The 15,040-nt window shown below is 64.1% G+C and carries 9 protein-coding genes and 1 pseudogene; 1 reads left to right on the forward strand and 9 read right to left on the reverse strand.

The window, feature by feature from the left end; all coding sequences use genetic code 11:
* Positions 1-528: 528 nt before the first annotated feature.
* From AC25M7_RS25210 to AC25M7_RS25220, 3 genes are all read right to left on the reverse strand, one after another.
* On the reverse strand, positions 529-780 hold the full coding sequence (locus tag AC25M7_RS25210; protein WP_486971614.1) for a hypothetical protein: 252 nt from the start codon (positions 778-780) through the stop codon (positions 529-531).
* 16 nt (positions 781-796) lie between these two features.
* Entirely contained in the window at positions 797-1,039 is a 243-nt protein-coding gene (locus AC25M7_RS25215; protein ID WP_486971615.1) for a hypothetical protein, read from the reverse strand.
* 494 nt (positions 1,040-1,533) lie between these two features.
* Positions 1,534-2,685 (reverse strand): tyrosine-type recombinase/integrase, encoded by a 1,152-nt coding sequence (locus AC25M7_RS25220; RefSeq protein WP_486971616.1) that lies wholly within the window; start codon positions 2,683-2,685, stop codon positions 1,534-1,536.
* A gap of 289 nt (positions 2,686-2,974) precedes the next feature.
* Here AC25M7_RS25220 and AC25M7_RS25225 point away from each other — a divergent pair.
* A pseudogene (locus AC25M7_RS25225) lies at positions 2,975-3,112 on the forward strand (LysR family transcriptional regulator); the annotation flags it as partial.
* Positions 3,113-3,207: 95 nt separating this feature from the next.
* On the opposite strand, the gene yfiB reads toward AC25M7_RS25225, so the two are convergent.
* From yfiB to recC, 6 genes are all read right to left on the reverse strand, one after another.
* Positions 3,208-3,708 carry an outer membrane lipoprotein YfiB gene (gene yfiB / locus AC25M7_RS25230; protein WP_028691310.1) on the reverse strand — a complete coding sequence of 167 codons (501 nt, stop codon included), beginning with the start codon at positions 3,706-3,708 and terminating at the stop codon, positions 3,208-3,210.
* A gap of 3 nt (positions 3,709-3,711) precedes the next feature.
* A complete protein-coding gene (dgcN, locus tag AC25M7_RS25235; RefSeq protein ID WP_028691309.1) occupies positions 3,712-4,983 on the reverse strand; it encodes a diguanylate cyclase DgcN/YfiN in 1,272 nt (423 codons plus the stop codon).
* The gene (gene yfiR, locus AC25M7_RS25240; RefSeq protein WP_207852003.1) at positions 4,980-5,555 is read right to left on the reverse strand and encodes a regulatory sequestration protein YfiR; all 576 of its coding nucleotides are present in this window, start codon (positions 5,553-5,555) and stop codon (positions 4,980-4,982) included. Before yfiR ends, dgcN begins: the two co-directional genes overlap by 4 nt.
* A gap of 69 nt (positions 5,556-5,624) precedes the next feature.
* Positions 5,625-7,700 (reverse strand): exodeoxyribonuclease V subunit alpha, encoded by a 2,076-nt coding sequence (gene recD / locus AC25M7_RS25245; protein WP_486971617.1) that lies wholly within the window; start codon positions 7,698-7,700, stop codon positions 5,625-5,627.
* The gene (gene recB, locus AC25M7_RS25250; protein ID WP_486971618.1) at positions 7,697-11,368 is read right to left on the reverse strand and encodes an exodeoxyribonuclease V subunit beta; all 3,672 of its coding nucleotides are present in this window, start codon (positions 11,366-11,368) and stop codon (positions 7,697-7,699) included. Before recB ends, recD begins: the two co-directional genes overlap by 4 nt.
* Complete coding sequence (gene recC / locus AC25M7_RS25255; RefSeq protein WP_197866983.1) at positions 11,365-14,844, reverse strand: exodeoxyribonuclease V subunit gamma; 3,480 nt, start codon at positions 14,842-14,844, stop codon at positions 11,365-11,367. The genes recB and recC overlap by 4 nt, the downstream gene beginning before the upstream one ends.
* Positions 14,845-15,040 lie beyond the last annotated feature (196 nt).

Here is a 15,040-nt window from a genome sequence, read left to right on the forward strand (position 1 = left end):
TCTTGAATTCTTCAGGGTAACGCTGACGACTCATGGCACCTCCTATTTGGGCCTCATTATGAGGCTTGGAGGTGTCTACGAAACCAGGGGCGATTCAGTGTGAATGTCCATGAGAATGCGATTGCAGCCCTTGCAAACCCTCGATACCAATGCTGAGGGAATAGCTTCGGCAATCGAACGGCTTCGAGCATGACGGCTTTGGGGCATATTTCAAAACTCCCTTCGCTGACAGCAAGGTGGCATGTCAGTAGCCCTTAACACCGACCGCGTCTTTGCGGAAAATGACTCGATCTATTAGTTAGCCAGCCAAACTGCATGATGGATGGCTTGGGCATTTGGCTTCACAATTTTCGTACCGTAGGACTGGAATGGAATCGCGCTAACTCCTCATGATCGCACGGCAGGGGAACTTACCCACCTACTCACCGAGCACTCGGAGGGAACGGATCAGCATTAGCCAATTTGAAGACGGCCCCCCTCCATATGTCCTTCTCCGGAGCAGGGGCGTCTAAAGCTTTACTGAAGCACCTACGTCAACTTGTTCGGATCGCCTTGTACGCCAAAGGAGGCCCAATCCGACACCTCGGATACGATGATTCCATCATCACTGTCGATGAACTGCCTGAAGTGATCTCGCAACCCCCCGGCATTAGTCTCGAAACGGTTGAAGCACCAGAGCGATTCAAGGACACGGATGGCCTTGAAGCGAGCGAGCTCATCGTAAAGAGCTTGGTAGTTTTTCTGCTTCCGCAGGTCGTATTCCATAAAGTAGAGAGCCATGGCCAATACCTCCTGGTTAACGCTGATTGTCTGATTGAGAGAGGACAGAGCCCGCAAGGCTCTTGGTTGTCTCGCTATATTTCTCAGACTGGAGTACCTGCGAGGCTTTGGTCTCCATAGCCTTGCCCGTTTCCTTGCTCGAAGACGACTGTGACAGCACAGAAGCCGCAAGGCTCTTTGCAATAGCCGATGCGTTCGGATCGCGGAGGGTTTCAGAGGCTAAAGTCGCAGCCTTCGTGGATGATTTTTTGGTGTTCATAGGGTCGAATCTCTTCGGTTGGAATGGCTTGTTAGCCACCACAGAGAGACCACCGCCCAGCAGCCAGCGGTTGACGGAATCGTCAATCTTTGGCCCAATGCAGTCCCCCCTGGGGCTTATGGTTACTACTGTCAGCTTCAGATGGTGCGGGTGATTGCGTCTCGGTCTCCTACAACTTTGAACGCAATCACTCGCAGACTCTTCTTCCTACCTCGTTCGAGGTCAGTAGCGGGCACGAACACTACATGTAGTGCCTATCGCGTGCCTGGAATACAAGATAATGCGATCTCGGGGGCTTTGCAAGGTGAGCGCCTGTGGATAACTTGTGGGTACTTTGTGAGTGATCCGTGGGTATTCGCTGTAGCCCTTGTCTCAAGCGGTTTGCACTATTTTTTTCTCGGTGGCTGCACCCAGGCAGAATTTTTCGGGCCCGAACGCTAGCACAAAAAAACTATTCCTCACGAAGCACACTTCCCCTCCTCCCACATCACATTTCAGCTCCCGCAGTAAGTACGCTCACCAATGTGCAAGGCCAAATCGCCTGTTGGAGATGAGGGAAAAAGGCCCTTCAGCAGTTCTGCGATTATTTCAATCGGAACACCACTGCCGTAGGTATCAAAAGTAATGGTTCCCGATGCATGACCCATAACAGCTTGGGCGTGAGTCGTTGAAACCCCTTTGGCTTGCATCAGTGACGCCAATGAATGGCGTAACGAGTGGAAGACCAAGCCACGTTCATATGCCTCGCCCAAAGCTGCTGGGATAGCTTGCTGGTTAACCCACTCACCCGACGGTCTATAGGCCATCTGGGCAAGCGGTTCATTACCACTGAGCTGGGCCATATCGACGTACCTCAGAAACGCAGCGAGGTCGAACCCATAGGCTCCATCCGTAAGTGGTATGAGTCGCTCGCTCTGTTTGTTCTTAATTGACTTACCTGCCCCTGCTTCGTTGATATGAATCGCAACAAGGCCAGATTTTACTGTTAGAACGTCCCCCGTAGTCAGCTGGCACACCTCCTTCAGTCTCCCACCAGTAATGATGCCCAGGCTGAGCAACCAATGCTTCCACGATTGCTCTGGAAGGCCGTTCGCATAATCCATCAGCTTGCTTACCTGTGCCTGGGAAAATGCCTTACGGGTCGATTCAATGCCCTTCGTCAGCTTCAACTTCCTGTCGTAGGTCTTGCTCAGGTGCCCATTCTCGACGGCCCAGGCAAACACAGCTGAAAGCTTCACAATCAGCTTGTTAACTGTCGAAGGCATCCGACCATCTAACAAGCGCTCTCGGAATTCCACCAGGTCTGCCCTGGAATGGTTTCTCAAATCCAACCCCTCCAGATGCTCAGCGATGACCTTGTGGCATAGATTCGTCTCTTTCAAGGTCGTGGGCTTCTGGTCCACACCACGATCAGCCATATAGAGCTGCGAGAGCACCTCAAAGGTCAGAGGGGTAGACACCGGTTCTGTTACGGCATTCATTCCCTCACAGCGCGGTGCCTGCACCAGCGAAGGGGCCCCCCCAAGGTACCGATACAAGCCCCCCCAATGGCGTAGTGGATGGTCATACGCAGAAACAAGCGTACTGCTCACCAACTTCAGTAGATGATCGCGCAGCTCATTCCATGACGAGTCAGGATGATCCAAGTGGAACTCTTGAAGTGATGACATGAGGCGACCAGAAACCTGCATGGCCGTTCTGCGATCTGTGGTCTTCAGAGAAACTGACACCGCCCTGCTCACGCTGCCAGTCACGCGAAGGCGTAAGTAGTAGATACCGTGTCGCCGGTAATGGTAGGGGCTCGCCAACCGGCAAAGTGGCCTCAAGGGCAGCGTGCAGTTTGTGACAGCACTTGTGACAGGGTGTTCCTGTGGAAAGATGTTCATGTTGGTTAAGCCCTTGTAATCACTGGGTTAACCCTTTCTCTCTTTGTCGTTCTGGATGTACTGCCGGGAGGATCTGCGCAAGCTCAAGCGGATCACCCTGTTGTGGGATTACATCCGCGAGGTGACCGAGGCCAATGCGCCGTTGCTGATGGGCGAAACCCGCGAGATGAAATTCGCCCAGGGTTGAACTTGAGGGCCATCGCGGGGCAAGCCCGCTCCCACGCAGGTATTGGCAATTCAACGTGGGAGCGGGCTTGCCCCGCGATGGATGGCATGCAGCACTCAGTCCGACGCCACCACGATCGACACCCGCCGATTCTCCATGCGCCCTGCCGCGGTGCGGTTGTCCGCCACCGGCTGGCTGCTGCCCATGCCGCGGGTCTGGATGTTCTGCGGCTGCATGCCGATGCCGATCAACGCCTTGGCCACGCTCTGGGCACGGCGTTCGGAGAGCTGCTGGTTGTAGGCGGCCTTGCCCGAGGCGTCGGCATGGCCATCGATGCGCACACGCTGGATATCCACCGACAGCAGCGCCTTGCCGATACGCTCGACGATCGACTCGCTGGCGCTGTTGAGGCTGTCCAGGTCACTGCCGAACAGCACCTTGCCGGACAGGTCGAACGCCCAACCCTCGTCGGTCGGGGCGAAGCCCTCGCGCTTGAGCACGGCGACCTGCTCGGGGGTCAGCCCCTTGGGCGGCACGCTCTGGCAGCCGGCCAGAGCCAGTAGCGCCAGCAGCAGGGTGATTAACGGGAAACGCAGCACGGAAAAACGCTTGGTCACGGTTCAGCTCCTGTTCTTTGCATCAGTGGCGCAGCGTTCCGTCTGCGCCACTTGCCAATGGCCACGGCGATTGCGCTTGGCCTGGTACATCGCCGCATCGGCGGCATTGAGCAGACTGGCCGGGTCACGGCCATCGTCCGGGTAATAGGCGATACCGACGCTCAGCGAGGTGGTCAGGCTGGTGCCATCCTCAAGCTGCACCGGCAGCTTCATGCTGGCGACAATCTTCTCGGCGATGCGCTGGGCATCCTCGCGCGAGTGCAGCGGGGTCAGCAGCACGGCAAACTCGTCGCCGCCCAGGCGCGCCACCAGGTCATGCTCGCGCAGTTGCGCACGCACGCGGCTGGCCACGCTGATCAGCACTTCGTCCCCCACCGCATGGCCGAGGCTGTCGTTGATCTGCTTGAAGTGGTCGCTGTCGAGGAACAACAGCGCCAGATGGTCTTCGGTACGTGCGGCATTGCGCAGGCTGCGGCTCAGCCGCCCTTCGAAGAACGCGCGGTTGGGCAGGCCAGTGAGGCTGTCATGGCTGGCCTGGTGGGCGAGGCTTTCGTTCTCGCTCTGCAAATGGCTCTGCCAGACCTCCAGCTCATCGAGCAGGGCATTGAAGTCATTGCCCAGCTCGTTGAGCTCGGCGATCTGGGTCTGCGGCACCCGCCGGTCGAAACTGCGCTCGCGCCGCGCGGCGTGGGCAACGCTGGCCAGGTTACGCAAGGGGCGGATGATATCGCCGAACAGGCGTCGCGACAGGTACAGCGCCAGCACCGCGCTGAGCACCGTGCACACCAGAATGCCCACCAGCCCGCTGAGCAGGAAGCGCACCAGGCTGCCACCCTGCCCGGTCAGCTCGATATGGCCGACCCGCTGGCCCATGTGCTGCACCGGCATGTTGATCGGTTCCTCCAGCAGGCTGCGCGCCACCTGGGACTGCAACTGCGCCATTACCCCCTGCTCGTCGCGTTGCCAGTGGGCGAGCAGGTCGCCATCGTTGTCGTACACCTTGGCGTCGGCCACTTCTTCGGTGGACGCGATCAGCGCCAGGGCCTCGTTGGCCGCGGCACTGTCGTCGAAGACCACGGCGGCCTCGACGGTGTAGTTGATGGAGCGGGCGATCAGGTGCAGGTTGTGGTTGGCATAGACGCGCAGCGCCGCCACCCCGAGCAGGGTCACCAGCACCCCGGCCAGGCCCGCGGCCAGCAAGGCCACGCTCAGGTGTCCCCGCCCGAGCACGGCGCGCAGGGTCGGCCGGCTGAAGCGCCTGGCTGAACGTTTCATGGCTGCCCCGCCCGCCGTCGCGACAATTGCAGCACGCTAGGGTGAATGCGCACGCCACTGCGTGCCACTGAGTCGAGGTTGACGTCGAACGCCACCTGCTGATCGCCGACCCGCAGGCAGAACAGGCTACCCACCGTGCACGGATCGTCGGCCTCGCTGATGCTCAGCACCGGGTGGCCGTTGATCCGCTGGAACAATCGCTCACGTTGCTGTTTGTCGAGCGTGCCGAGGTAGATGGCGTCGCAGGCACTGGCCACGCTCGGATCGTCGGCGAGCAGGCGGCGCACCTGCAGGGGTTGCCCGGACTGCTGCAGGTTGCCCTTGATCAGGTCGTCGGCGTATTCGGTCGGGCCGACCAGGCACAGGCGCAAGGGATTGGGGTCGGCAGGCCAGCGGGCGTAGCTGAGGATGCCCAGCACGACCTGGGTCACGGCCTTGGCCCGTAGCTTCACCTGCGCCTGCGATACGGCATTGTCCGCCCAGGCGGGCGCGCCGTTCGACAACAGCATGGCCATCAGCAACGAGAGCGCACAGCCCTTCACGCGTCCCAGGGCCGAGACAGCCACTGTCATGGGGGGAAATCTCACAAAATGTTTGCGGATAATGCCGCAACGATAGCATATCGGCGGCAAACTCCAGAGTCAGACTTGCTCCAGCATCAACCCCGAGACCCGCCGGACCTTGCGCCCCACCGCCTCCTCGAACACCCCGGCGCGCGGCTCGATGAGGCTGAAGCAATGCTTGGCGCGGGTGATGCCGGTGTACACCAGTTCCTTGGTCAGCACCGGGTTCAGCGCGTCGGGCAGCACCAGCGCGGTATGGCTGAATTCCGAGCCCTGGGACTTGTGCACGGTCATGGCGAACACCGTTTCCACCTCGCTGAGACGGCTGGGCAGTACGAAACGCACCCCACCGCTGCCATCGTTGCGCGGAAAAGCCACGCGCAGCAGCGCCTCGCCCTGCTCGTCCGGCAGGCGCAGGGCGATGCCGATATCGCCGTTCATCAGGCCGAGGCCATAGTCGTTGCGGGTGACCAGTACCGGACGCCCCTCGTACCAGGGTTGCTGGCTGTCGATCAGCCCGGCGTTGTGCAGCACCCGGGCGACCCGCTCGTTGAGGCCTTCGACGCCCCAGGCGCCCTTGCGCACGGCACAGAGCAACTGGAACGCCTCGAAGCTCTGCAGCACCTCGGCCGCCCAGCGCTCCCAGCGCGGATCATCGCCTGGCGCGCCTGGCGGCGGGCGCAGGCGTCCGATGGTTCGCAGGTAGCCGCGATACCCTTGTGGCCCCTCGGGGCCTTGGTTGAGGCCATCGAGCAGCAGGCGGTCGAAGCGTTTGTCGTGCTCGCCGCCCAGGGTCAGGCAATGGACATCCGCCGGTCGGGTCGCCAGCAGCGCTCGCGCCTCCAGGGCTTGCTGGCGATTGACCAGGCGCGCCAACTGGCCGATGCCGCTGCCTTCGCCGAAACGCCGCGAGTGGCGCAGCATCACGATCTGCTGGGCCAACGGATTGCGCTGGCCGTCGCCCGGCCTCAGGCCGATGTCGGCGAGCGACTGTCCGCCCACCTGCTCCAGCCAGGCCAGGGTCTGCGGCCAGTAGCCGCCATCCTCGGCGTCGCGGCACAGGTCGCCCAGCACCGCGCCGGCCTCCACCGAAGCGAGCTGGTCCTTGTCGCCCAGCAGCACCAGCCGCGCATTGGCCGGCAGGGCATCGAGCAGGTTGGCCATCATCTCCAGGTCGATCATCGAGGCTTCGTCGACTACCAGCACATCCAGGGGCAACGGGTTGCCGGCATGATGGCGGAAGTGCCGCGAACCCGGGCGGCTGCCCAGCAGGCGGTGCACGGTGCTGACCTCGGTGGGGATCTGCGCCCGCACCGCGCCATCCACCTGCAAGCGCTCCACCTGCTGGCCGATGGACTCGGTGAGGCGCGCCGCGGCCTTGCCGGTCGGCGCCGCCAGGCGGATGCGCAGCGGCCGGCCTTGTTCGACCGCAGGCCCCTGCAACAGCGCCAGCAGGCGTACCACGGTGGTGGTCTTGCCGGTCCCGGGCCCGCCGGTGATGACACTGAAGCCGGCACGAGTGGCCAGGGCGCAGGCCAGTTTCTGCCAATCCACCTCGCCTGCGCTCGAGCCACCTTCGAACAGTTGCGACAGACGTAGTGCCAGATCGGCCGGCTGAGGCTGAAGGCGCGCCAGGCGCTCATGCAGGGCATTGTCGATGCGCCGCTCGTAGGTCCAGTAGCGGCGCAGGTACAGGCGCTCGCCGCTGACCACCAGTGGCCTGGCACGCTGCTCGACGGTATCGCCTGCGGCAACCAGGGGACTCTCGGCGATCCGTTGCAACCAAGTGCCCAGCTCGAGGCTGGCCAGCAGCTGCGAAGGCAGCAGCAACGGCCCGGCCAGGGCATCGCCTTCCGGTGGCAGGGACAGGGCGAAGTCCGGCTCGGCGAGGGTCTGTTGCAGGTCGAGGCAGACATGGCCATGACCCAGCTGGTGGCTGGCCAAGGCGGCGGCCAGCAGCACCAGCGGATCGCTGCCCGGCGCCCGCTCCTCGAGGAAACTCACGAAAGCTCGGTCCAAAGCCCGCAGCCAGCCGCGCTCGACCCAGCGATCGAGCAATGCCAGCAAGTCCTGGCTGTGGCGCAGCGGCGCCAGGGCGCTCAGGTGCTCGGCCTGCAAGGGCGTGGGCAGCAGGTCGTCGAGGTTGCGGCTCATGGCGTGGCTCCGGCAAACAGGTCCTGTTGGGCGGGTTCTTGCTCCCCCCGGAACATCGCGTCGAGCTGTTCGATCAGCGCCCGGGGAGGCCGCGCATGATACAGCCCGTGGCCGGCCGAGGTGACCCCACGCAGGAAGATGAACACGGCACCGCCGACATGCCGGTCGTAGTCGTAGTCGGGCAGGCGCGCGCGCAGCTGGCGATGCAGGGCCAGCAGGTAGAGCACGTACTGCAGGTCGTAACGGTGCTCGAGGATTGCCTGCTCCATGGCCAGGGCGCCGTAGGCCTCGGCGTCGGGGCCGAGCCAGTTGGACTTGTAGTCGGCCACGTAGTAGCGCCCGTCGAGTTCGAAGGCCAGGTCGATGAAGCCCTTGAACATGCCGTTGAGCACGGTCGGCTGGGCGGCCGCCCGCGTCATTCCAACGTGGGTGTGGCGCGCCACCAGATGGTCGAGGCGCACCGCGTCGACCTGATGGCTGGCGAACCAGAACTCCATTTCGACCTGGTAGCGCTCGAGGCCTGCGAGGGTCAAGGTGGCCCCTTGCAACGGCATGGGCTGGACCAGCAGTTGCTGCAGCCATTGGGTCAGCGTGGGAATCCAGCCTGTCCAGTCGCGTCGGTTGCAGCGCTGGCCCACGGTGCGTTCGATCACCGGCCCTTGGGCGGCGACCTCGGCGAACCCTTCGCGCCCCGCCCATTCGAGCAGGCCGTGGAGGAAAGTGCCCGGATTCGGCCCACGGGGGAAGCGGTGGATATCGCCCGCCTCGGCCGGCACCTCACGCAGCGACTGGCTGTCCAGCACCTCGTCGTCCAGCAATTGCTGGGCCTGGGAGCTGTCGGCGACCAGGGTCTGGTCGCCCACCCGCAAGGCACTGTACGAGGCGATCCACCAGTGTTCCGCAGCGGCCCGACGAGGCTTGCGCGGCGGCAGCAGCTCGCGCTGGCTGTCCGGCGTGCGGTAGCACAGGGCCTGTACCTCAGGCAGCGGACCATGGGTGATGGCCGGATTACCGGCCGCCAGGGTGGCGAGCCATTCGCCCAGCTGGCTGGAAGCCGCCAACGACAGGCCGCCACCCAGCAGGTAGCCCAAGGCCGAACGATGCAACTGCGAACTGCGCTGGGTGCCGCGCTTGAGGTCGGCAACGCCCAGCCAGCAGGCATGCTGGGCACGGGTCAGGGCGACGTAGAGCAGACGCAGATCCTCGGCCAGGCGTTCGTCGTCGGCGCGCTCGATCTGCTCGGCATTCGGGGTCAAGGTCAGGTGCGCCACGCCCTGGTCGTCGTGCCAGCCCAGGGGCAGGCGCTGGCCATCCACCGGCTTGCTGGTGCAGATGAACGGCAGGTACACCAAGGGGTATTCCAGACCCTTGGACTTGTGGATGGTCACCACCTTGACCAGTTGCTCGTCGCTTTCCAGGCGCAGGATCTGCTCTTCTCCGGCTTGCCCTGCGTTGGCCAGGTGCTCGGTGAGATGACGGATCAGCGCCTGCTCGCCATCCAGCTCACCCGCGGCCTGCTGCAGCAGTTCAGCCAGGTGCAGCAGGTTGGTCAGCACCCGCTCGCCGTCGCTGCGGCCCATCAGCGCCCGCGGCAGCTGGAAGTCGTGCAGCAGGCGCCGCAGCATCGGCAGCACGCCCTGGCGTTGCCAGATGTCGCGGTAGCGGCGAAAACGCATAACCCAGTTTTCCCAGACCCGCTCATCCTGGTTCAGGCGCTCCAGTTCGATAAGCGGCAGGTCGAGGGTCAGGCTGGCCAGAGCGGCCTTGAGCATGCGCTCCGAGTCCGGCTCGGCGCAGGCCTTGAGCCAGGCCAGCAGGTCATGGGCCTCCTGGGCGGCGAACACCGAATCCTTGTCCGACAGGTATACGCTGCGCACATCGCGAGCCGCCAACTCGGCGCGGACCAGCTGGGCCTCGCGACCGTCGCGCACCAGGATGGCGATATCGGAAGGCAAGCAGGGTCGCAGCTTGCCGGCGGCATCGGCGAAACCGCTGATGCCTTGCTGACCACCTTCGAGCAGCTCGACGATATGGCTGGCGCAACTGGCCGCCAGTTGCTGGCGATACGTTGTGCTGGACACCGGCTCGTCGCTCTCCAGCTGCCAGCAATGCAGGGCCGCGCTGGGCTGCCCGGCGATCAGCAGTTGCTCGCCACGACCCTTGGCGAGCACTTCGACGAAGGGCAGCGGGTTGTCGCCCTGGGCACGGAACAGGAAGGCGCCACGGCCCTCGGCGCGTTCCTCGGCCTGCAGGAACACCCGGTTGACCGCCGCGACCATGGCCTGGCTGGAGCGGTAGTTGGTGTCCAGGCTGTGCAGGCGCCCGGCGGTGGCACGGCGCGCGGCCAGGTAGGTGAAGATGTCGGCGCCACGGAAGGCATAGATCGCCTGCTTGGGGTCGCCGATCATGAACAAGCCGGTGTCCGGGTTGTTCTCGGTGATGCGGTAGATGCGCTCGAAGATCCCGTACTGGACGGGGTCGGTGTCCTGGAACTCGTCGATCAACGCGACCGGGAACTGCTCACGGATCAACGCGGCCAGGCGCTGACCGGAGTCGCTGCCCAGGGCATGTTCCAGGCGCAGCAACATGTCGTCGAAGCCCATTTCGGCGCGGCGACGTTTCTCCACCTCGAAGCGCGCCGATACCCAGGCGGCGGCATGCTCCAGCAACCGTGCGTCGGGGCTGGCCAGCCCCTGCAACTGCTCGCGCAAGGACTCCATGGCCCGCAGCGCCGGGTGTTGCGGCGGCTCGCCGGACTTCCAGGCCTCGGCCAGGCCAGCGGGCGTCAGGCGGGTGAAGCCGGTGCCCAGGTCCAGTTCCATGGCCTGCTCATCACCGGCCCAGGCCCGCAGCTTGTCGAACCAGGGCTCGAAATAGCGTGCCTGCAACTTGCGCCCGTCGGCCTGCTTGGCCGCCACGGCATCGCGGCAGATCTGCTGCAGCTCGTCGGCCCAGGCGCCCCAAGGCGCCTTGAGTTGAGCCAATTGCTCGGTGCGCTGGCGCAGGGTCGCCTCGATCAACGACTGCGGGTCTTGCTCGTCCTCCTGGCCACGGACACGGCCAAACAGCGGTCTGATCCTCGGCAACAAGGCATCGGGGCTGCCCCAGTTGCCACGCACCCAGGCCAGTGACTCGCCGCGCATGCCGTAGCAGAAGCGCCGCCAGTAGTCGCGCATGACCTGGCCCAGCAGTTCGCTGTGATCGGTCTCCAGGCTCTGGGTGAACAGGCTGCCACTGTCGAAGGCGTGCTCGCGCAGCATGCGCTGGCACCAGCCGTGGATGGTCGAGACAGCGGCCTCGTCCATCCACTGCACGGCGATCTCAAGGCGGCTGGCGCAGCGTGGCCATTGCTCCTGTGGGTAATCGTCGCGCAGCAGATGCAGCAGCGGGTCGGCACCGTCCAGCTCGCCGCGGAAGAAACGCGCCGCCTCGGCCAGGCGCGCGCGAATACGCTCGCGCAGCTCCTTGGTGGCCGCGTCGGTGAAGGTCACCACGAGGATCTGCGGTGGCAGCAGCTCGCGGCTGAAACCCTGCTCGCCGCCATGGCCGAGTATCAGACGCAGGTACAAGGCCGATATGGTGAACGTCTTGCCGGTGCCGGCGCTGGCTTCGATCAGTTGGCTGCCGTGCAGGGGGAAACTCAGCGCCAGGGGGCGGGCTTGGGTCATTGGGCGTTCTCCGGGTTACCCAGGGTCTGCCAGGGCGCTGCGAACAAGGGGCGATACAAGGCTTCGCACCAGCCTTCGAAGGTTTCGTCGAGGGCCAGCGCGGCGAAGTCACGATACTGGCGGGCCAGGGCCAGGCTTTCGCTGCGCTCGCCGAAGTTGTTCTGGCCGTCACCCTCATAGGCGCGGATCGCGGCGGCCGTCGCCTTGTCCGGGTCCTCCTGGGCCAGCCAGGCGAAGGCGGTCTTGGCCGCCACCGGCAAGGGCGCGTTCATACCCGCCTGGCGTGCCACCAGCAGTTCGCCCAGGCGCTCTGCCGCCTCGCCCTGAGGCAACGGGGCCAACAACAGGGTCAGGTCACTGGCCACCAGCGCGCTGTGCAACGGGTAGCCAGAAGCACAGGCAGCAAGGTGCATCACCCAGGTCGGCACCAGCCGGTGCCACTTCAGGCTGTTGCGTCCAGCACTGAGGGTATTGGGCACGGTGGCGATGCTCAACAGGCTCTGGTCCTCGGCCTGGTACACCTGGCCAAGCCAGCCCTCCAAGCGCAGCGGCCCCTGTTCGAAATGGATCGGCATGGCGCCCTCGACCCGGGTTGGCCAGCGCTGCAGCAGTTGCCGATGGCGTTGCAGCAAGTCCGGCAGCGGCTGAATCAACTCGGCCTGCAAGGCTTCACCGAAGCCTGCCAGCGGCAACATCCCGCAGGCCTGGAGACGTCGGGCCTGGGCCTGCAACGCCCGCTCGGCGTTGTCCGGATCGGCCAGCGCGGCGCCAAGCAGGCTTTCGCTCAGGCCATAGCGTTGCAGAGCGTCCAGCACGAAGGGTTCTTCGTCCGGGGTCGGTGCCTCCAGGGCCTCGAAGAACACTTTCAGGCGCTGGCTGAAGAAATGCCGGACCGGATGGCGCAGGAAGTCCTGAAGCTGCACCAGGTTGAGCGGCTCATCACTGGTGTAGGGCGACAGTGCGACAGGCACTTGCGCTTCGTCCTCGGCCTGGTGCAACGCCAACCATTCATGGGCGAAGCTGAACAACGGGCTGCCCTTCTGGAAGTAGCGCTGGCTGAACGGCTGCAATGGGTGCTCCTGGGTCAGGGCATGCAACAGCTGCTGCCCAGGGTCGTCGCGTTGGCCGGTCTTGGCGCCGGCGAGCTGCCAGCCGGCGGCCAGGTGATCGCGCAACTGCCCGATCAGCACCGAGGACGGTCGCTCGCTGTTGTCGCGGATGCTGTGCCCGACCCAGCTGACATAAAGCTGGTCACGTGCAGAGAGCAAGGCCTCGAGCAACAGATAACGGTCATCCTCCCGACGCGAACGGTCCCCTGGTCGGTAGTCGCTGGCCATCAGGTCGAAGTCGAGGGGCGGCTGGGCACGTGGGTAGTCACCGTCGTTCATGCCCAGCAGGCAGACCACCCTGAACGGGATGGCGCGCATGGGCATCAGCGTGCAGAAGTTCACCGAGCCGGCCAGGAAGCGCTGGGACAACTTGCCCTGGTCCAGCCCGGACAGCCAGGCTTCGCGCACCACGGTCAGTGGCAGCAAATCGTGCAGGCCGACCGCGTCGCAGGTTTCCAGCCAGGTGTCGCGCAGGTCCTGCAGCTGTACCAGGAGCAGTTCGTCATGCTCGTTTTCGGCCAGGAAGAAGATCTGCAGCAACGCATGCAGTCGTGCCCCCCAATCCGTCGCCGAGGCCGGCTGTGAGAGCGCCTGGCAGGCAATGTCCAGAGCATCGAGCAACGCCACCAACGGGCCGATCAGCGCGGCGTCGAGGCCGCCGATCTCATCGTACGGCTCGATACCGTCACAGCCTTCGCCCACGCCGACTGCGTACCCCAACAGCATGCGCCGCAGGCCGAAGCGCCAACTGTTCTGCTCAAGACCCTCGGGCAGGCCAAGGCTGGCGCGTTGCTCGGCGCTCAACCCCCAACGGATACCGGCGCCTTCGATCCAGCGGTGCAGGGTTGGAAGGTCGCTTTCCTGAATGGCGAAGCGGGCGCGCACTGCCGGCACGTCCAGCAGGTCGAGCACTTCGCTGACGGCGAAACGGCTGTCGGGCAGCTTGAGCAGATGCTCCAGGGCGATCAGCAGTGGGTCGCGGCCACGCTGGCCCTGGTCGGTCAGGGTGAACGGGATGTAGCGCGGATCGTTGCGGTCGAGCTGGCCGAATACGGCACGGATATGCGGTGCGTAGGTGTCGATAGCCGGCAGCATGACAATGACGTCGCGAGGCCGCAGCGTGGGGTCGGCACTGAAGCGGGCCAGCAACTGATCGTGCAGGATTTCCACTTCGCGCTGCGGACTGTGGGCCAGGTGGAAACGTACGGAGCGGTCCTTGGCCGGGTCGACCGCCGGCCACTGCTCGCGGGTCTCGGCCAGGGGGCGCAACTCGAGGATATCGTCCTGCAGCTGGTTGAGCAGGGTCTTCGGTTCACCTTCACTGAACAGGTCGATGCGTCCGTCGCTGAACACGCCCTGGTAACTGCCGGGATCGTCGTAGCTGTCGAGCAGGTTGATGTAGTCGCGCCCCTGCTTGCCCCAGGCGGCCAACAACGGGTGTGCATGTTGGTGCAGCAGCTCGTCGTCCAGTTGCAGGGGCATGCCCTGCTTGCGTTGCTGGCGCTTGTACTGGTGTCGCAGCAGGTCCTTGTCGGCGACGATATCGCCCCAGTGGTGGCGGCAGGGGTTGTGCACGCACAGCAACACCTGGCTGAAGCGGGCAAGACCTGCCAAAGCCTCGAGGATCTGGGCAGGCAGCGACGAAATGCCGAACACGATCAGCCGCGCCGGCAGCCCGGCGGGGGCCTGTTCCAGGCCGTTGATCCGCTCGATGAAACGTTGATGCACCCCGGCCCGGCTCTGGGCCATGCCCGCCTCGCCCACATCCTCCAGCAGAATCCGCCACAGCTCGGCCTGCCAGCGATTGCCGGCGGCCAGCGGCTTGCGCTCACCCCGTGCGGTGTTGAGCACATGGGCACCACTTGCCCAGTCCTTCAGCCAGTCGGCACGGTAGACCTGGTACTGGTCGAAGAGGTCGGCAAGGCGCTCGGCCAACTGATAGCGCTTGCGCAGGTCGCTGTCATCGGTAAGGAAGCGGCGCAGGGGCTCGAAGTGCGGGCGTTCGATCACTTCCGGGAGCAGGCGCATCAGGCGCCAGGTCAGGGGCGCCTTGTCCAGCAGTGACACCTCGGGGATTTCGTCGCGCCCCAGCACGCGACGGTACAGCTGCCACATGAAGCTACCCGGAAGCTGCACATCGATGGCGGCTGCGATCCCGCAACCGCCCTGATCGTCGTCCTGTGGGTCCTCGGCCAAGGCCAGTTTCAGCCATTGGGCGATACCGTTGCTCTGCACCAGGGCGATTTCGTTTTCCAGCGGCGCCAGGGGGTAACGGCGCATCACGCTCACCACCAGATTGCGCAGGTCGTCCAGGCGGTTGCCCTGAACGATCATGAAGCCTGGGTGAAGTGAGGTGGTCTGGGGCATTGGCTGGTCTCGGGGAGCGGTTGATGCAGAGGAGAAACCTTATCACGGAGGCAGCCGACGCGTTCCCCCTGTCGGAACGGCATTGGCTTTTGGGCAAGCGGAAAAGACAAAACCCCTACCTGCTCGCGCAGATAGGGGTTTTGCGAAATGAATCTTGACGATGACCTACTCTCACATGGGGAAGCCCCACACTACC

It is taken from the genome of Pseudomonas sp. P106(2024), assembly GCF_057480815.1.

Excerpts from the sequence above, each read along its gene's own strand:
- AC25M7_RS25210 (WP_486971614.1), bottom strand. The coding sequence starts at position 780 with ATGGCTCTCTACTTTATGGAATACGACCTGCGGAAGCAGAAAAACTAC.
- AC25M7_RS25215 (WP_486971615.1), bottom strand. The coding sequence starts at position 1,039 with ATGAACACCAAAAAATCATCCACGAAGGCTGCGACTTTAGCCTCTGAA.
- dgcN (WP_028691309.1), bottom strand. The coding sequence starts at position 4,983 with ATGAAACGTTCAGCCAGGCGCTTCAGCCGGCCGACCCTGCGCGCCGTG.
- yfiR (WP_207852003.1), bottom strand. The coding sequence starts at position 5,555 with ATGACAGTGGCTGTCTCGGCCCTGGGACGCGTGAAGGGCTGTGCGCTC.
- recD (WP_486971617.1), bottom strand. The coding sequence starts at position 7,700 with ATGAGCCGCAACCTCGACGACCTGCTGCCCACGCCCTTGCAGGCCGAG.
- recB (WP_486971618.1), bottom strand. The coding sequence starts at position 11,368 with ATGACCCAAGCCCGCCCCCTGGCGCTGAGTTTCCCCCTGCACGGCAGC.
- recC (WP_197866983.1), bottom strand. The coding sequence starts at position 14,844 with ATGCCCCAGACCACCTCACTTCACCCAGGCTTCATGATCGTTCAGGGC.